Below are 18,153 nucleotides of genomic sequence, written 5' to 3' on the forward strand. Positions count from 1 at the left end.
GGACGACCGGTTCCGCGGGCTAAGTCTATATGTATAAGGCGAAAATCACGCCCGCCAAAGGTCGGTAGCCCCTTTGCGGTAAGGGCTGATTGACAGTCCCAATCCGCCATGACACGTTTCGTCCGAATTCGAAATCATTCGAAAGTAGCGCCGAAAATGGCGCACGATCCGGGGAGAGGCTGACGTTGCGGCAGGCGGGCGAGCAGGATCACGGCGATAGCATGCGACGGGCGGGCCTGATGCTCGTCCTGGTCGCCCTGCTGCCCGTGGTCAGCGCCTGCAAGGTCATCCCCATCGCCGCCGATCGCGCCGCCCGCGAGCGCCAGGCCGGCAGCTTCGACGCTGCGCGTTATGTCGACGCCGTCTGGGACGCCCAGGCCGCGCCCTACTGGGACAAGCAGGCCAAGCCGCTTGGTGCGCTGTCCAAGAGCATCGACCTGAACCTGGACGCCGCCGGCGCCGCTGATGGCCGCAAGGCCGGCGACGGCTCGCCCTGGACCTTCGTCACCCAGGGCGAGGGCCAGGTCACGGCCGTGAAGACCAATGCCCGCGCCGGCGCGGTGACCGTCACGGTCGACGGCAAGCCGGTCGAGGTGCTGGTCGGACCGGTCGTGTCGGGCTCGGCGCTGCGCGACAGCCTGCCGTTCGTGACCTTCAACGACTTCTCCAACCAGATCGCCTTCGCCGAGGTCGGCGGGGCCCTGACCAAACGAGCCCTGCGCCAGGCGCGGCCGGCCGCCGAGAGCCTCAAGCCCGGCGACCGCGTGCGGTTCCAAGGCGTGTTCCAGCTGGGCAAGGCCGACGATCCGGTGGTCGTCACGCCCGTGCGCCTCGAGCGGGTCGGAGTCTGACGCCGTGCTGCGGGCGGAGAAGATTGGCAAGACCTATGGCGGCGTCACGGCGCTGGACGGCGTCGACTTCGATGTTCACGCCGGGGCGGTCAATGTGCTGATCGGTGAGAACGGCGCGGGCAAGTCGACCCTGATGAAGATCCTGGCCGGGGTGGAGCAGCCCACCTCGGGCCGCCTGCTGCTGGACGGCCAGCCGGTGCGTTTCGCCTCGGTGCGCGAGGCCGCCAAGGCCGGCGTCGGCATCGTCTTCCAGGAACTGAACCTCTGCCCGAACCTGACCGTCATCCAGAACATCTTCCTGGGCCGTGAGCTGACCAAGGTCGGCGCGACCGACCATGCCGCCGAGAACACCCGCGCCCGCGCGGTGCTGGCGCGCCTGGCCCACGGCATCGATCCCGACGCGCCCGTCGGCGACCTGCGGGTCGGCGAGCAGCAGATCGTCGAGATCGCCAAGGCCCTGGTCGAGGACGCCCGGGTGCTGATCCTGGACGAGCCGACCTCGGCCCTCAGCGCCGCCGAGGTCGAGGTGCTGTTCGGCGTGATCGGCGAGCTGAAGCGCGCCGGCGTGGCGGTGATCTACATCTCCCACCGGCTGGAAGAGCTGATGCGCATCGGCGACTACGTCACCGTGCTGCGCGACGGCCGGCTGATCGCTTCCGAGCCGGCGTCCAAGGTTTCCGTGACCTGGATCATCGAGAAGATGCTGGGCGACAAGGCCCGTCAGCGGCCGCGCGGCGGGACGCGCAAGGCTGGCGAGGTCGTGCTGTCGGCCCGCGACATCGCCCTGCCGCGTCGCGGCGGCGGTTTCCTGGTCGACCATGTCAGCGCCGACTTCCGGGCCGGTGAAGTGACAGCCGTCTACGGCCTGCTGGGCTCGGGCCGCACCGAGCTGTTGGAGAGCCTGTGCGGCGCGCGCAACGCCGGCGGCACCGTGATCCTGAACGGCGAGGACGTCTCGTCGCTGAGCCTGGCCGAGCGCTGTCGCAAGCGCATGCGTTTCGTCCCCGAGGACCGCCAGCGCGACGGCCTGTTCCACAATCTGTCCGTGGGCGGAAACCTCGGCCTTTCCAGTCTGCTGGGCTTCCTGCGCGGCGGCCGGATCAGTGAAGGCCAGGAGCGCTCGACCATCGCCGACATGATGGCCCGTCTGGGCGTCAAGGCGGCGGGCGCGGAAGCCGCGATCGGCTCGCTGTCGGGCGGCAACCAGCAGAAAGTGGTGATCGGGCGTGGCCTGATGACCGGGCCGCTGGTTATGCTGCTGGACGAGCCCAGCCGGGGCGTCGACATCGGCGCGCGCGGCGAGGTGTTCGACACCATGCGCGCCCTCGCCGACCAGGGCCTGGCTGTGGTCTTCGCCACCTCCGACCTGTTGGAAGCCCAGGCCGTCGCCGACCGCGTGCTGGTGCTGGCCGCTGGCCGTCTGACCGCCGACCTGACGATCGAACAGGCCACGGAGAGCGCGCTGGTGGCCGCCTCCAACGCCGTCATGGAGACCGCCGCGTAATGGCGACCGAAGTTACTTCCTCGACGGGCCCGAGCGTCGTCGCGTTGCTGCTGAAGCTGCGCGCCCTGATCGCCCTGGCGGTGGTCATCGCCTTCTTCTCGGTGATGGCCCCCAACTTCCTGTCGGCGTCCAACTTCCTGATCATGTTCAAGCACGTGGCGATCACGGCGATCCTGGCGATCGGCATGACCTATGTGATCCTGACCGGCGGCATCGACCTGTCGGTGGGCTCGATCGCGGGCCTGGCCGGCATGGTCGCGGGCGCCCTGATCCTGAACGGCGTGACGTTGCAGCCGCTGGGCGTGGTCGTCTATCCCAGCGTGCCGGTGGTCGTCGTCCTCGTGCTGGTGCTGGGCGGGATCGCGGGCCTGTTCAACGGTGTGCTGGTGGCGCGTTTCCGCATCGCGCCGTTCATTGCCACCCTGGGCGTCCTCTACGTGGCGCGCGGCGCGGCCATGCTGCTGTCGAACGGCGCGACCTTCCCCAACCTGGTCGGCCGTCCGGACCTGGGCAACGAGGGCTTCCCGCTGCTGGGCTCGGCCTCGGTCCTGGGTCTGCCGGTGACGGTGATCCTGCTGGCGCTGATCGCCCTGGTCGCCGCCTTCGTCGCCAAGGACACGCCGTTCGGCCGCTGGGTCTACGCCATCGGCGGCAACGAGCGCGCGGCCATGCTGTCGGGCGTGCGGGTCGAGCGGGTCAAGGTCGCCGTCTATGTCATCTCCGGCGTCTGCGCGGCGCTGGTGGGCCTGATCGTCTCCTCCGAGCTGGTGGCCGCCCATCCGGCCAGCGGTGAGACCTTCGAACTCTCCGCCATCGCGGCCGTCGTGCTGGGCGGCGCGTCGCTGTCGGGCGGGCGTGGAACGGTCGGCGGCGCATTGATCGGCGCCTGCGTGATCGGCGTGCTGGGCGATGGCCTGGTGATGATGGGCGTCAGTGAGTTTTGGCAGATGGTCATCAAAGGACTTGTGATCATCGCCGCTGTCGTGCTCGACCAACTGCAAGGACGCCTCACGGCGGCAGGCAAGGCCTGACCGTGACCAAGGGCGCCGTCACGCAGAGGAGCAAGAGAGCCATGGCCAAGTCCGGTCCGAAAGGCGCTCAGAACGACACCGCGGCCAAGAGCTCGGCCCGCCAGCGCGCCATGGCCACGGCCGGCTCGGGGCTGCTGGCCGAGCCGCGCCGCATGAAGATCCTGGAGTGGCTGCAGGAAGAAGGCAGCGCCCGCGTGCGCGAGCTGTCCGAAGCCTTCGGCGTCTCCGAACCCACCATCCGCCAGGACCTGGAGAAGCTGGAGGTCGAAGGCCACATCGTGCGCGAGCACGGCGGCGCCTTCCTGCGTTCGGTGCCCCAGCAGGTGCGCGACATGGCCCTGCAGCACCGGGTCAACATGGAAGCCAAGCGCCGGATCGGCCGCCTGGCCGCATCCTTGGTCACCGACGGCCAGACCCTGATCCTCGATAGCGGCTCGACCACCACCGAGGTGGCCCTGAACCTCTTGGAACGGCAGAACCTCAACGTCGTCACCAACGCCCTGAACATCGCCCTGACCCTGGGGGCGCTGCCCTCGTGCACGGTCCACATGCCGGGCGGTCAGTTCAAGGCCCCGACCCTGTCGTTGAGCGGCGAGCGCTCGGCCGCCTATTTCGAGGGCCTGTACGCCGAGACCTGTTTCCTGGCGACGGCGGCGATCTCGCTGGAGGCCGGCCTGACCTATCCGTCCCTGGCCGACCTGCCGATCAAGAAGGCGATGATCGCGGCGGCCTCGCATGTCTGCCTGGTGGCGGACTCCACCAAGATCGGCCGCACCTCGTTCTCGTCGCTGGGCGGCGGGGTCGAGGTCATCCAGACCCTGATCACCGACGACGGCATCCGCGACGAGGACCGCAAGGCCCTCGAGGCCCGCGGCATCCGCGTGTTGACCGCCTAAGGAGCGCCATGAAACGCAGCCACCTGATCATCGCGATCGCCGCCGTCGTCGCGGTCGTCCTCGGGATCTCGTGGCTGGCGCCCAAGGGCCGCTCGAACCTGATCGTCATCATCACGCCGTCGATGGACAATCCGTTCTTCGGCCAGGAGGCGGCAGGCGCTGAGGCGCGGGCCAAGGCCCTGGGCTACGAGACCCTGAAGTTCTCGCACGACGACGACGCCTACAAGCAGAGCCAGCTGATCGACACCGCGATCGCCCGCAACGCCGCCGCGATCATCCTGGACAACGCCGGGGCCGACGCCAGCGCCGCCGCGATCGGCAAGGCCAAGGCGGCCGGCGTGCCGGTGTTCCTGATCGACCGCGAGATCAATGTGCGCGGCCTGGCCACCGCCCAGATCGTCTCCAACAACTTCCAGGGCGCAGCCCTGGGCGCCGAGGCCTTCGTCCAGGCGATGGGGGAGAAGGGCGGTTACGTCGAGCTGGTCGGCAAGGAGAGCGACACCAACGCCGCCATCCGCTCGCGCGGCTTCCACGAGGTGATCGACCAGTATCCGGACCTGAAGATGATCGGCCGCCAGTCGGCCAATTGGAGCCAGTCGGAAGCCTTCGCCAAGACCCAGTCGATCCTGCAGGCCCATCCCGAGGTGAAGGGGATCGTCGCCGGCAACGACACCATGGCCATGGGCGCGGTGGCGGCCCTGGAAAGCGCCGGGCGCGGCGACGTCGTGGTGGTCGGCTTCGACGGCTCCAACGACGCCCGCGACGCAATCCTGGCCGGCAAACTGAAAGCCACCGTACTGCAGCCGGCCTTCCGCCAGGCCCAGTACGCCGTCGAGCTGGCCGACCGCTACCTGAAGACCGGCAAGACCGGTCAGCCGGAGAAGCAGCTGATGGACTGCTTCCTGGTCACGTCGGCCAACGCCCGCGACCTCGACAATTTCAATCTCAACCGTCGTTAGTTTCTGGAGTACGCGCTCATGAGCAAGCTGAAGTTCGGAGCCGGCATCTGGCACTTCGCCACCTATGTCGACCGCTACGCCACCGACGGTTACGGCCCGCCCGTCAGCCTGATCGAGGCCATCGACAAGGCCGGCCAGGTCGGCGACCTGTCGGTGGTCGACCTGAACTATCCGTTCGTCGATCCGAACCTCAGCCTGGACGAGGTCGAGGTCGCGCTGAAGCGCAACAACCTCGGGGTCATCGGCATCACGCCCGAGATCTATACTCGTCAGTTCTCGAAGGGCGCCTTCACCAATCCCGATCCGGGCGTGCGCCGCCTGGCCAACGAGATGTGCAATGACGCCGCCAACGTGGTCCGCCGCTTCGGCGCCGACTACGTCAAGCTGTGGCCGGGCCAGGATGGTTGGGACTACCCCTTCCAGGTCGACCACAAGAAGCTGTGGCAGATGTCGATGGACGGCGTCGGCGAGCTGGCCAGCCAGAACCCCGACCTGAAGTTCGTCATCGAATACAAGCCGCGCGAGCCGCGCAACCACATGAGCTTCGACTCGGTGGCCCGCACCCTGCTGGGCATCGAGAAGATCGGCCTGCCCAACATCGGCATCCTGCTGGACTTCGGCCACTCGCTGTACGGCGGCGAGTCGCCGGCCGATGCGGCCCAGCTGGCCATCGACCACGGCCGCCTGTTCGGCATGGACGTCAACGACAACCTGCGCAGCTGGGACGACGACATGGTCGCCGGCTCGGTCCACCCGATCGAGCTGTTCGAGTTCTTCTACGTGCTGCGCAAGAACAACTGGGAAGGCGTCTGGCAGTTGGACCAGTTCCCGTTCCGCGAGGACAGCGTCACGGCCGCCAAGCTGGCGATCGACTTCCTGAAGGTCATCGACCGGGCGCTGGACAAGCTGGACTTCGACGCCATGCAGGCCGCCCAGGATCGCCAGGACGCCCTGGAGGCCCAGCGCCTGGCCCGCGCGGCGCTGTTCTCGTCGTACTGACATGGCGCGGCGGTCGCTCCAGCGCCTCAAGCCCCGGGGCGTCGAACGGCGTCCCGCGCAGGCAGGGGCGATCCGCCGCCCGGCTTTCCACCGGGCGCGAGGCTGGGTTCAGATCCACTGGCTGGACTTCGAACCGGCGTTGCTACAGTTTCCGGGCATGGCGCTCCGGAATGCAGACGGAGGGCTGGTCGAGACGCCGATCGCCAAGCGCAAGCTCTCCGACCATGTCCTCGACCGCCTCAAGGCGATGATCACCTCGGGCGAGTACGCGCCGGGCGAGGCGCTGCCGTCCGAGCGCGAGCTGATGGTCCGTTACGGCGTGGGTCGCCCGGCGATCCGCGAGGCCATGCAGGCTTTGGCCAACCAGGGCCTGATCACCATCAAGCACGGCGAGCGCGCCCGCGTGCGACCGCTGACGGCCAAGGCGGCGGTCGGCCAGCTGGACCTGGTGGCCCAGCTGATGCTGTCGGCCTCGCCGAACATGGTCGAGAACCTCAAGGAAGCCCGCCGCTTCTTCGAACGCGGCATGGTCCGCGAGGCGGCGGTAAAGGCCGAGGCCGCCGATCTGGAGCAGCTGGAGCGCCTGGTCGCCCAGCAGCGCCAGGCCTTGGACGACGCCGAGGCCTTCGTCGCCCTGGACCGCGCCTTCCATGGCAAGCTGGCGGCCATCTCACGCAACGCCATCTTCGACGCGGTGGCCGAGGCGATGCTGGGCTGGCTGCCGGCCAATGCCGACGAGCCGGCCGAGCACCGCGCCAGGCTGGTCGCCGAATACGCCCAGATCGTCGAGCGTTTGACGGCCCGCGACCCGGACGGCGCCGAGGCCGCACTGCTGCGCTCGCTGGACCTCTAGTCCGCCGCTGGCGCGACCACGAAGGCGCCAGTTCCCGGAAGTTTCCGGTCCTTGATCCAGTCGGCGGTGATGTCGAACAGGCCCGCCGCATAGGCGCTCTTGCTTCGCTCGATCAGCCCGTGGTCAGCCTTCGGAAAGACGACGACGGCGAGGTCGGGCCGCTTGACCTGCACCTCCTTGAGAATGGCCTGGGTGCGCGCGTTCGGCGCCTGGCGGTCACTGCCGCCCAGCAGCCATAGCTGGCGTGGCCGGATCGTCTCGATCAGCGGGCGCGGCTCGTAGCCGAAGCTGAGGCTGTGGGACGCCGCCACGCCGCCCGCCCTGGCGTCGGCGCTGGACACCGTCAGTAGGATGCCCGTGTGCGAGCGCGGCTGGATGACCTTCAGCCAGGGCTCGCCGGCATGCTGCGCCCGGAAGGCGTCCAGCTCGGCGAAGCCGTCGGTGAAGTTGGAGCGGACGACGCGCGCGGTGAGATCGGTCAGCGTCCTGGCCTTGGCGAGGTCTTCGTCCTGGAAGCCCGCTTGGCGCACCTGGGCTTCGACCAGCAGGCGGTCCTGGGCGATCGGGCCCTCGGCCAAGGTGAAGGCGGGGATGACGAAGTCCAGCGGGGTCAAGGTCGCGGTCAGGGGCGCGACCCAGCCGCCCTGGCTGCCGCCGATGACGCCGACTTGGCGCACGTCTGGGGCCATTCGCCGCGCCGCCTTGACCGCCGCGGCCGTGTCGCGCGCCCGCACATCGAAATTGGCTGACAGCGCGCCGGCGGATCCGCCTGTCCCGCGCTTGTCGTAGACGAACACCGCCACGCCGCGCCGGGCCAGCTCGTACGGCCAGATGGCGTCGTCGGTCGATGGGTCGTTGTTGGAGCCCTCGATCCAGACGGCCAGGGCCTTGGCGCGGCCGCCCTGCGGCATGACCAGCTTGCCATGCATCGCGACGCCTTCGCTGGTGAAGGTCGTCTGCGTCTCGGCCAGCGGCAGGCGGGCGCCTTGCTCCGTGACAGCGCCCCACGTCAGCGTCAGGCGGCCGGTCTCGCAGGGTTCGAAGGCGATCGTCAGCGGCCCGCCGGCATAGACGCCGTCCGGGCGTTCCTGCAGCCGGCCGAAGGCGCCGGTCGAGAGCGTGTATTTCAGGTTCCGGGGATGACCGTCGGCGCCGGTGATGGTCACAACCTGGCCGGCGGGCAGGGCATAGGCGCCCAGCCGGCAGCGCAGGGCCTCATCCAGGCGGGTCTGCGGAACGGCGTCGAGCTGAGGCGAAGCGGCCACGAGGGCTGCGGCGAGGAAGGCGAGCATGGTCGGTCTCGGCGTTGTCGGGTGGCCCAAGTCACCCGTCCGGCGCCGCTCCGCCAGCGCCGCTTCGCGAACGGCGCCGCGCTTGCGCGAGCGGCGCCCTAGCGCTTCTCCTCCGCTACGCCGCCGACCCGAACCGGCGAATTGTACTCGCGCGCGGACTTGATCACGTAGGCCTTGAAGGCGTCGGCGGTCTTCAAGGTCGGGCCTTCGCTCCAGGCGGCGGCGATCATGTATTCGAAGCGGTTGTCCTTGGTCGGGGCCACCTTGAAGACGTGGTTGCCCTGGCGGTCTGGGCTGGAGACGTAGGTCGGCTTGTAGGCGTCGCGAACGACCAGGGCCGAGCCGGCATAGTCGATGCGGAAGCCGTTCTGCACCGCCTCCTTGTCGTCGGGATTGCGCACCAGCTCGCTGCCTCCGGTGATCGCCACGCCGCCCTGCTGGTAGAGGATCTCCTCGGGCGCGTGCTTGCGGATCCCGGCCGCCCAGGCCGCACCCGTCTTGGCCTTCGGCGCAAAGGTCTTGAAGGTCACGCGGGCCGTCGAATAGTTCTGGCCGGCATAGGCGGTGTAGAGCTGCTCGACTTCGTAACGGCCCTTGCCGCTGTCCCAGTTCATGGTCTTGACGCGGATCATGCTGCGCAGGGGACCGTTGGTGACGACCTCGAAGGCGTAGCGCGTGTCGGTCAGGCCGTTGCCGTTGAAGCGGTTGGCCTGGTCGGACTTGGGCGTGAAGCGCGGGCGCGAGATCGCGTCGGGCTTGGCCGGGTCGTCGAACACCCCGATGCCGCCGCCGCCGAAGCTGTCGTCCACCGACATGATGTCCGAGCCCAGCTTGGGATCGATCCGCGACACCGCGTAGCCGTCCAGGTTCTCGCCATACAGGCGCGGCGACATCAGCAGCGGCGCGCGCTTGCCGTAGACGTCAGCGTCGGTCGGGAACCACAGTTTCCAGCCGACGGCCTCGGACTCCCAGAAGGGCACGGTGTGGCGCATGTAGCTGCCGATGCCGGCGTGGGTGCGGTGCGGGTTCCAGCCGCGCTGCTGGAAGCCGCGATAGATGTAGATCGTCTTGGTCTCGTGGGCCTTGAGGTTCACCTGGAAGAACAGCTCGTCCCACAGGCCGTCGGCGTTCAGGTCGTCCAGCTGGTAGTCGACGGCGCGGCCGTTGGCCTCGACCAGATGACCATGCGGGCCTTCCATGGCCTGGCGCTCGTGGTCGGGGGCGGGGCGCGGCTTTCCGTCGGGATCGACCAGGGTCACGGTCAGGGCCTGGGCGCCGCGCAGCATCGGCAGCTGCTCGGGCGTCAGGGTCACGGGGCTGTTCACGCGGTCTTCGTCCAGGTCGTTGGTGACCTGGATGGCGATGCGTTCGGTCGGGGCGAAGGCGCCTTGGGTGTACCAGGGGCGGTCGGCCGCGTGCGCCGCGCCGGCCAGGGAAAAGGCGAGCGCCGAGGCGGCGAACAGACGGCGATCGATAAGCATGGTTAGCCTCCCTGGCTTTGCGCCATCAAAGGCGACGCCGTAGGGGAAGGCAAGCTGATATACTCATCATACCAGCTTTGAATTTCGGCCTCGGACGCTATTGTGCGGGCGGCCGCTTCGGAGCGCCAGCCTTTGAAGGAGAAGCGGCGTGAACAAACGCCCGGTCGCGCTGGGTCTGATCCTGGCTCTGAGCGTCAGCCATATCGCCTTGGCGGCGGATGCGTTGCGCGACGGCTTCGCGACCCCGCCGGCCGAGGCGCGACCGCAGGTCTTCTGGCAGTGGATCAATGGCAACGTCACGCAAGAGGGCATCCACCTCGATCTGGAATGGATGAAGCGCGCCGGCATCGGCGGCTCGATCCTGTTCGACATCGGTTTCGGCTCGCCGCCGATCCCGCAGTATGTGGAAAAGCGTGTCGGCTACGGCTCGCCCGAGTGGAAGGCGGCGGTGCGCTACGCGGCGGCGGAGTCCAAGCGCCTGGGGCTACAGTTCGGCATGCAGGCCGGCGGCGGTTGGAGCGAGACCGGTGGGCCTTGGGTCAAACCCGAAGAGGCGATGAAGAAGCTGGTCTGGAGCGAGACCGTCGTCTCCGGCAAGGGGCCGGTCGTCCTGGCCCCGCCGCCCGGCGTCAGCGGCCCGTTCCAGGACCTGCCGATCTCCGCCCGCTTCGCCGAGCCGAGGCTCTATCGCGATGTGGCCGTAGTCGCTTGGCGCGAGGACACCGCGCCGGCGGTTGCCGAAGCCACTTCCAGCGCCGGAACGGTCGTCGCTGCGAAGCTGGCGGACGGCGCCTATGCCGCCCCGGCGGTCGAGAAGGTGGCGGGCGACGGTTGGGTGCTGCTGCGCTACGCCAAGCCCATCGAGGCGCACGCGGTGACCGTGGCGGTGGACGGCGTCCTGCCCAATGGCGTGGTCGAGGCCAGCGATGATGGGCAATCATTCCGTATACTGACGACATTGCCCGGCGAGGCTCGCCAAGGGCTGCCGGTGCGCACCTTCGCCTTCGCCAAAACGACGGCCAGCGTCTTCCGCCTGCGCCTGGCGGCGGACGCCAAGCCGACGGCCGTCACCGAGTTCGCCATCCACGCCGACGCCCGCGTCGACCGCTTCCAGGAGAAGGCCGGCTGGGGCGTGCTCACCGACAACTGGGCCTCGGCGACCCCGGCCACGGATGCGGCCATCGCGCCGGCTGGCGTGCTGGACCTGACCAGCCGTCTGAAATCCGACGGGACCCTGGACTGGACCCCGCCCTCCGCCGGCCGCTGGCGCGTGGTCCGCTACGGCTGGTCCCTGACCGGCCGCCGCGATACCCCCGCCGCCGCCGAGAGTCTGGGCCTGGAGGTCGACAAGCTGAACGCCGACCACGTCCGCGCGCACATGAAGGGCCTGCTGGAGCCGCTGAAGGCGCAGATGGGCGACCTCTATGGGAAAGACGGCCTGGGCTTCGTCATCACCGACAGCTGGGAGGTCGGGCAGCAGAACTGGACCGAGGCCATGGCCGCCGAGTTCGCTGCCCGGCGCGGCTATGCCCTGACGCCGTGGCTGCCGGTGCTGGCGGGCCGCGTAGTGCAGAGCGCCGAGGCCTCCGACCGCTTCCTGGCCGACTATCGCCGCACGATCGCCGACCTGCTGACCGAGCGCCACTTCGCCGAGATCACCAAGATCCTGCACGAAGAGGGCATGCGCTACGACGCCGAGGCGCCGGGCGTGGACCTGCCCACCATCGCCGACGGCCTGCAGGCCAAGGGCCGGGTCGACATCCCGATGGGCGAGTTCTGGGTCTATCCGGAGGGTAAGCCGCCTCCGCCTGCGCACCTGGCGGACGTGCGCGAGGCGGCTTCGGCCGCTCACGTCTACGGCAAGCCCCTGGTCGGCGCCGAGGCCCTGACCACCATGGGCGAGGACCCCTGGCGCACCGGCCCCTGGCAGCACAAGCGCATCGTCGACCGCTACATGGCCGAGGGCATCAACCACTTCGTCCTGCATACCTCGGCCCACCAGCCGTTCACCGACCGCAAGCCGGGCGTGACCCTGCGCCAGTACGGCCAGCACCTGTCGCGCAACGAGACCTGGGCCGAGGGCGAGATGCGCGCCTGGACCGATTATCTGGCCCGCAGCGGCTGGCTGCTGCGCCAGGGTCGACCGGGGGCGGACATCGCCTACTTCCAGGGTGAGGACGCGGCGACGGCGCTACCCTATGTCGAAGGCGGCAAGCCGAACCTGCCCGCCGGCTGGGACTTCGACTATCTGGACGCCGAGAGCCTCGTCCAGAGCCTGGAGGTCAAGAACGGTCGTCTGGTCCTGCCGTCGGGCGCCAGCTACGCGGCTCTGGTCATTCCGGCGCGGGTCGAGCGGATCAGCCTGCCGGCCTTGCGCAAGATCGAGGCCCTCGTCGCAGCCGGCGGCCTCGTCGTTGGTGAACGCCCGAAGGCCTCGCCGACCCTCACCGGCGGCGCTGCGGCCGACGCCGAATGGAAGGCTCTGGTCGACAAGCTGTGGAGCGGCCCGGTCCGCACGGGTCCGGTCGAGGCCGCCCTGGGCGCACCGGCGATCACCGGCCAAGGCCAGGACCTCGTCTGGACCCGGCGCGTGCTGGACGATGGCGAACTCTATTTCCTGGCCAACACCAGCGGTCGCCCGCTGCAGGTCGTGCCGTCCTTCCGCATCGCCGGCAAGGCCCCCGAGCTTTGGCGCGCCGATACCGGACAGGGCGAGCCCACCGCCTTCGCCCAGCGCGATGGTCGCACGGAAGTCCCGCTGGAGTTGGCCCCGTACGATGCGGTGTTCGTGGTCTTCCGGACGCCGACCACCGACCTGGCGCGCCTGGAGCTGGTGGGCCCCGCGCGGGTCTCGAAGCCCATCGACGGTCCTTGGATCGTGAAGTTCGAACCCGGCTGGGGGGCGCCGGCCAGCGTCACGCTGCCGAAGCTGGCTTCATGGGCCGACAGCGCCGATCCGGGCGTGCGCTACTATTCCGGCGCGGCGACCTACGAAAAGACGCTCGAGGTTCCGAAGGCCTGGCTGAAGGGCCGGGTCCAGCTCGACCTGGGCGAGGTGCGCGAGTTCGCCACCATCACCCTGAACGGCAAGACCCTGCCTACCCAGTGGAAGCCGCCCTACGCCCTCGACGTCACCGACTTCCTCAAGCCTGGCCGCAACACCCTGAGCATCCGGGTGGTGAACTTCTGGGCCAACCGGATGATCGGCGACCTGCAGCCGGGGATGAAACGCTACACCTTCGCCGCCATCCAGCCGTTCAAGCCCGACGACGCCTTGTCGCCGTCGGGCCTGCTGGGGCCGGTAACGCTGAAGGTCAGGCCGTGAACACCCGCCGTCCGCGCTCGACCGACATCCGGTGCGAGCCGGACAGGGCGGTCGAGCGGGCCTTGATGGTCTGCAGGAACAGCCACTCGCCCGAGACGCGCTGGGGCGTGACCTCGATCATCATGTAGCCGCGCTGGCTGGTGTCGGCCCATTTCAGCTCGGGATTGGCGGCCATGAAGCCCTTGGCCACGAGCTTGGGATCGGCGCCCATGTCGCCTTCCATGCCGTTGGAGGTGACGGCCTGGCCGGCGAATTCGACGCCGGCCGGCTTGCCGCCCTCGACCAGGCCATAGGCCCAGGCGTTGTGGCTGTCGCCCGACAGCATGACCAGGTCGGCGTCGGCGGCCTGGGCCGATTTCAGCAGGCGCGAGCGGGCGGCGGGGTAGCCGTCCCAGCGGTCCATCCACATCGGCAGGCCCTGCTGGGCGGCGCGGATGTTGTTGCGATAGCCGGCGACCTTCTTCTCATTGACCTCGGGGCGCAGCCAGTCGACGGCGTCCTTGGGCATGACCGTCCGTCCCAGGATGGTGCCCATGCCGACCAGCTGCCAGGCGCCCTTGGTCGCCTTCATCTGGTGGGCCAGCCAGCTTTCCTGGGTCGAGCCCATCATGGTCGCCGACGGATCCTTCCAGACGCCGTCGCGGAACGCCTTCAGGGCCGCATCGGGATCGGCGGCCTTGAAGGTCGCGCCCAGGTCGGCCGGCTTGGTGCGGGCCAGCAGGCGAGACTCGGTGCGGTACAGCGTGGCCAGGGTCCCGATGGCGTAGGCCTTCCACGGCTCGTCCGAGACCGGCATCCACTCGCGATAGACCTGCATGGCCGCCGCGCGACGGATGTTCCAGTCGCCTTCCTTGTCGGGCTGGTGGTTCTGGGCGCCGGCCTCGTAGCTGTCGTTCGAGGATTCGTGGTCGTCCCACAGCGCCACCATCGGGGCCAGCTGGTGCAGGCGTTGCAGGTCCGGATCGGCGCGATAGCTGGCATAGCGTAGACGGTAGTCGGCGATGGCCAGGATCTCGGTGGCCGGCAGCAGCTGCTCCTTGCGGCCTTCCGCCCAGTCGGCCTCGCGGGTCGAGGCCACGCCGTATTCGTAGATGTAGTCGCCGGTGTGCAGCCACAGGTCCACGTCTTTACGCGCGGCAGCGTGAGCGTAAGCGTTGAACAGGCCCTGAGGCAGGTTTGAGCACGAGAAGACCGCCAGGTTGAAGCGGTCGACCTTGCCTTCGGGCAGGGTCTTGGTGCGGCCGACCGGCGAGCGCTCGCCGTTCGGGGCGATGAAGCGGTACCAGTAGACGGTGCCGGGCTTGAGCCCATCGACGGTGATCTTGGCCGTCCAGTCGCGATAGGCGCCGGTGCGCACGGCGCCGCCGCCGACCACCTTGGCGAAGTCCGGATCCAGGGCCACCTCGGCCTCCAGCCGGGTGACGCCGTCGCTCATCGGCACGTAGCGCGTCCACAGCAGCATCGAGTCCGGGCCGGGCTCACCGCTGGCGACATTGTGGGTGAAGCCGGTGGCGGCAGCCATCTGCCGGGCCAGGGCCTGGCCGGCGGGCAGCATCAGGCCAGACAGGCCGAGGCCCCCCATGACCAGGCGACGACGATCGATCCTCAGAACCATGCGAGGTCTCCGTAAAAAGAAAACTCCCGCGGCCGGTGGGCCGCGGGAGGTGAAGTTGCTCAGGGGAAAACTAGAAGGTGCCTTTGAGGCCGATGTTCCACATCGAACCGTAGATGCTGTACTGCTGCACCCGGGTGCGGACGTTCGAATAGACGACGTCCGGTTCGTTGAAGATGTTGCGCCCGGCCAGCATGACCTCGAACTGCTTGTTGATCTTGTAGCTGGCGCTGACGTTCCACAGCTCGCGGGCGGCGCGATACAGGATGCCGTTGTTGGCGGTGGTCGGGGTGTTGCCCAGCGCGCTGGTGCGAGCCGACGATTGGTAGTTGCCGGTCAGCTGCAGGTCGAACTTGCCGTAGCGATACCGCAGACCCCAGTTGGCCGAGGTCTTGGGCAGGTTCACGCGCTCGCCGTCGGGATCGACCTTGGTGATCGAACCGCGCAGGCCAAGGCCGCGCAGCGCGCCCGGCAGGAAGGTCAGCTGCTGGTCGTATTCCAGCGTGACGCCCTTGTTGCGGCTGGTGCCCGGCAGGTTTTGGGCGCTGCGGAAGGTGTAGCCGGCATAGTCGGCCGGGTTGTAGCCGACGTCCTCGGGGTTCACGGTCAGGCCGGTGACCTGCATGTCCTGCACGTCCAGCTGATAGGCCGAGAGGCCGATCACGCCCGACGGCTCCAGATAGTACTGCAGGCTGGCGAAGTACTTGGTCGAGTGCTCGGGCTTGAGCAGCGGGTTGGGCACCGTGACGATCAGGTTGTTGTCGTCGACGGCCACCACGCCGCCCAGATTGCCGTAGTCGGGACGCAGGATCGACTGGCTGAAGGCCAGCTGGCCGACCAGCTTCTTGTTGAAGTCGTACTTGACGCCGCCGCTCCAGAACCAGTCGTCATACTCGCCCTCGCGGGTCGTGTAGGTCCCGTTGCGGTACTGGTACATCAGGCCCGCGACGGTGCTGGTCGACAGGCCGGCGGCCGTGACTTCCTTGGCCGGACGGATGTCGGCGACGCGCGCTTCGGTCTTGGTCTTTTCGTAGCGCAGGCCCAGGTCGAACGAGGCCTTGCCGATGCGCGGCTGCACCTCGGCATAGGCGGCGCTGACCTCCTCGCCGATCTTGCGGTTGTTATCCAGCTGGCGCTTCAGGTTGCCCACCGTGTCGGGCACGAAGTACTCGGGGTGCTGGGCGTAGATGTCGTACGTGCCGTAATTGCTGTCGGCGCGCCAGTTCTGGTCGTTGATGTTGCCGGCGTCGAAGCCGTGGATCTTGAAGTCGTAGTTCTTGGTCCAGGGGATGACGGCTTCCGGGGCCTTCTGGGTCAGATCGTTGGTCGGACCGACGTACTGGAACTGCTTGAACGAGCCCTCGACCGTCTTCCAGGCGTTGGTGCGGAAGGCCGCGCCGCCCAGCAGCTTCATCTGCACATTGCCGAAGGCCAGCTTCTTCTTCAGGTCCAGATTGACGCCGTACATCTGGTTGTTGGCGTTCGACTGCGACGTGCGGATGTTGTTGCCGATGTCGTCGTCGCGGTTGAAGCTGGTCGGGTCGCTCCACGAGCGGCCGGCGGTCTGCTTCAGGGTCCAGGCGTTGCTGTCTTCCGACGCGCGGTCCAGCGTGAAGCCGATGCGGGTCAGGTAGCTGTCGGTGCGGACGAAGAAGCCGCGGTCATTGTCCTCGAAATTGAATTCCGAGCTGGAATAGTTGGCCCGCAGCAGGGCCTCGAACGTGTCGCCACGGTACTCGAGCTTGGGCGCGAACACCCAGGCCGGGGTGCCGGCGTAGCGGTGCGAGTACTGGGTGTGCAGGCGGGTGTTGGTCCCGTTCGGATTGACCACGATGTGGGTGCCGGTCGAGTCCGCCGTGGCCTGCGTCGCCGTCGTCGTGCCGAAGATCAGGTAGGTGTACTGGTTGAAGTACTCGACGTCGTAGAACGAGTAGGTCGAGCGCAGGCTCAGGGCCAGCTGGTCGGTGATCTTGTAGTCCAGGCTGAGATTGGCCGCCTTGCGGTGGGTCAGCTTCGGACCAGGACGGTACATGACCTGGTACGGAATGATCCGGCCGTTGGCGAGGTACGACCAGTCGGTCTGGATGCGGTCCTGCTGGACGAAGTTGGCGTTGTAGCTGGCGTTGAATGCCACGCCCAGACGACCGTCCAGGAACACATCCGCATAGCCGACCTGGGCCGACGGATAGATCGTCGAGTGCTTCTTGTCGTCCGGCAGGTACTGACGCGACAACGTGCTGTCGGACGTGCCGACGCCACCGATCTGGAAGCGCAGCAGGCGGCTGGTGCGCTGGAACGCGTACTTGCTGCGCAGGTTGATGGCGCCGCCGGGGCTGTCGGCGTCCATATTGGCCTGCAGGGTGTTGTTCAGCTCGATCGAGTCGATGCCGGTGATCGACATCTGCTCGAAGGAGTTCTGGCGGCCGGCGTTGTTGTTCGAGGTGGCCGTGGCCATCCGCGCGCCGTCGGTGGTGAAGGTCGAGTATTTCGGGTCCAGGCCGCCGATGCGGACGGCCGTGGCGTCGACCTCGGTGTAGTCCAGCGAGATGCCGGGCATGTTCTTCATGAACTCGCCCACGTCGCCCATGGTCAGGGCGCCGAAGTTGTCGGCGGCCACGACGTTCTTGGCGTTGGTCGAGGCGCGGCGCTCCATGATGGCGGCGGCCTGGCCTTCGCGGGCGGCGGTGATGGTGACGGCCTCGACCTCGCCGGCGGCGGCGGTGTGGCTGCCGGGGTTCAGCGAGACCTCGATGACCGAGGGCTGGCCGGGCGTGACGGTCAGGACCGTGCGCGACTCCTGCAGGCCGGCGTACTTGACCAGGACGCTGACGTCGCCGGACGGAACGCCGGTCAGGCGGAAGTCGCCGTCGTCTTCCGAGTAGGCGACGATGGGCGTGCCTTCGACGCGGATCTCGGCGTTGCGGACATATTCGCCGGTGGCGGTGTTGAGGACGCGGCCTCGAACGATCCCGCTACCGACGCCGGCCTGGGGGCGCGGCGCGACCGCGCCAGCGTTGGCGCGCAGGGTGATGATCTGGCCGTCGTCGCTGTCGATGGTCAGCGGCGTGCCGGCGATCAGGCGGCGCAGGGCGGTGCGCACGTCCATGGCGCCCTTCACGGCGGGGGTGTTGATGCCTTCCAGCTGGCGAGCCGGGGCCACGATCTGCACCTGGCCCTGGCGGGCCAGTTCGGGGATGGCGCGGACGGCCGGCTGGGCCGGGATGTCGAACACGCGCTGCTGGGCGCTGGCCGACGCGGCGATCGCCATGGCGACGACGGACGCCCCATAGGCGAGGAGGCAATAGCGAGACTTCATGGCTTTCAGAGACCCCGATAGTCGCGTTGGTCGC

Annotated in this window: 12 protein-coding genes; 8 read left to right on the forward strand and 4 right to left on the reverse strand. The window is 68.4% G+C overall.

Annotated features, from left to right (window positions below; all coding sequences use genetic code 11):
* Nucleotides 1-239 precede the first annotated feature (239 nt).
* The 7 genes from AC1RRR_RS14600 (at nt 240) to nanR (ending at nt 7,093) form a co-directional block, all read left to right on the forward strand.
* Nucleotides 240-851: a DUF2291 family protein gene (locus AC1RRR_RS14600; RefSeq protein ID WP_492814141.1), complete on the forward strand. Its 612-nt coding sequence runs from the start codon at nt 240-242 to the stop codon at nt 849-851.
* A 4-nt stretch (nt 852-855) separates the two neighbouring features.
* Nucleotides 856-2,355, forward strand: a complete 1,500-nt coding sequence (locus tag AC1RRR_RS14605; protein ID WP_492814142.1) for a sugar ABC transporter ATP-binding protein — start codon at nt 856-858, stop codon at nt 2,353-2,355.
* The gene (locus tag AC1RRR_RS14610; protein ID WP_492814143.1) at nt 2,355-3,386 is read left to right on the forward strand and encodes an ABC transporter permease; all 1,032 of its coding nucleotides are present in this window, start codon (nt 2,355-2,357) and stop codon (nt 3,384-3,386) included. The genes AC1RRR_RS14605 and AC1RRR_RS14610 overlap by 1 nt, the downstream gene beginning before the upstream one ends.
* A 41-nt stretch (nt 3,387-3,427) precedes the next feature.
* Nucleotides 3,428-4,282 carry a DeoR/GlpR family DNA-binding transcription regulator gene (locus AC1RRR_RS14615; RefSeq protein WP_492814144.1) on the forward strand — a complete coding sequence of 285 codons (855 nt, stop codon included), beginning with the start codon at nt 3,428-3,430 and terminating at the stop codon, nt 4,280-4,282.
* 8 nt (nt 4,283-4,290) lie between these two features.
* Nucleotides 4,291-5,241, forward strand: coding sequence for a D-ribose ABC transporter substrate-binding protein (locus tag AC1RRR_RS14620; RefSeq protein WP_492814146.1), 951 nt, complete (start codon nt 4,291-4,293; stop codon nt 5,239-5,241).
* Nucleotides 5,242-5,259: 18 nt separating this feature from the next.
* Nucleotides 5,260-6,240 carry a sugar phosphate isomerase/epimerase family protein gene (locus AC1RRR_RS14625; protein WP_492814147.1) on the forward strand — a complete coding sequence of 327 codons (981 nt, stop codon included), beginning with the start codon at nt 5,260-5,262 and terminating at the stop codon, nt 6,238-6,240.
* A 157-nt stretch (nt 6,241-6,397) separates the two neighbouring features.
* Nucleotides 6,398-7,093 carry a transcriptional regulator NanR gene (gene nanR / locus AC1RRR_RS14630; RefSeq protein ID WP_492814148.1) on the forward strand — a complete coding sequence of 232 codons (696 nt, stop codon included), beginning with the start codon at nt 6,398-6,400 and terminating at the stop codon, nt 7,091-7,093.
* Here the strand turns inward: nanR and AC1RRR_RS14635 are convergent.
* Nucleotides 7,090-8,385, reverse strand: a complete 1,296-nt coding sequence (locus tag AC1RRR_RS14635; RefSeq protein ID WP_492814150.1) for an alpha/beta hydrolase family protein — start codon at nt 8,383-8,385, stop codon at nt 7,090-7,092. The genes nanR and AC1RRR_RS14635 overlap by 4 nt on opposite strands.
* Before the next feature lie 98 nt (nt 8,386-8,483).
* Nucleotides 8,484-9,866, reverse strand: coding sequence for a DUF4861 family protein (locus AC1RRR_RS14640; RefSeq protein ID WP_492814152.1), 1,383 nt, complete (start codon nt 9,864-9,866; stop codon nt 8,484-8,486).
* 148 nt (nt 9,867-10,014) lie between these two features.
* Here AC1RRR_RS14640 and AC1RRR_RS14645 point away from each other — a divergent pair, with 148 nt between their 5' ends.
* The gene (locus AC1RRR_RS14645; protein ID WP_492814153.1) at nt 10,015-13,191 is read left to right on the forward strand and encodes a glycosyl hydrolase; all 3,177 of its coding nucleotides are present in this window, start codon (nt 10,015-10,017) and stop codon (nt 13,189-13,191) included.
* Here AC1RRR_RS14645 and AC1RRR_RS14650 read toward each other — a convergent pair.
* A complete protein-coding gene (locus tag AC1RRR_RS14650; RefSeq protein ID WP_492814155.1) occupies nt 13,181-14,806 on the reverse strand; it encodes an alkaline phosphatase D family protein in 1,626 nt (541 codons plus the stop codon). The genes AC1RRR_RS14645 and AC1RRR_RS14650 overlap by 11 nt on opposite strands.
* A 70-nt stretch (nt 14,807-14,876) precedes the next feature.
* Nucleotides 14,877-18,119, reverse strand: a complete 3,243-nt coding sequence (locus AC1RRR_RS14655; RefSeq protein ID WP_492814156.1) for a TonB-dependent receptor domain-containing protein — start codon at nt 18,117-18,119, stop codon at nt 14,877-14,879.
* Nucleotides 18,120-18,153: the final 34 nt, after the last annotated feature.

This window comes from Caulobacter sp. GW821-FHT12D05 (genome assembly GCF_058807295.1).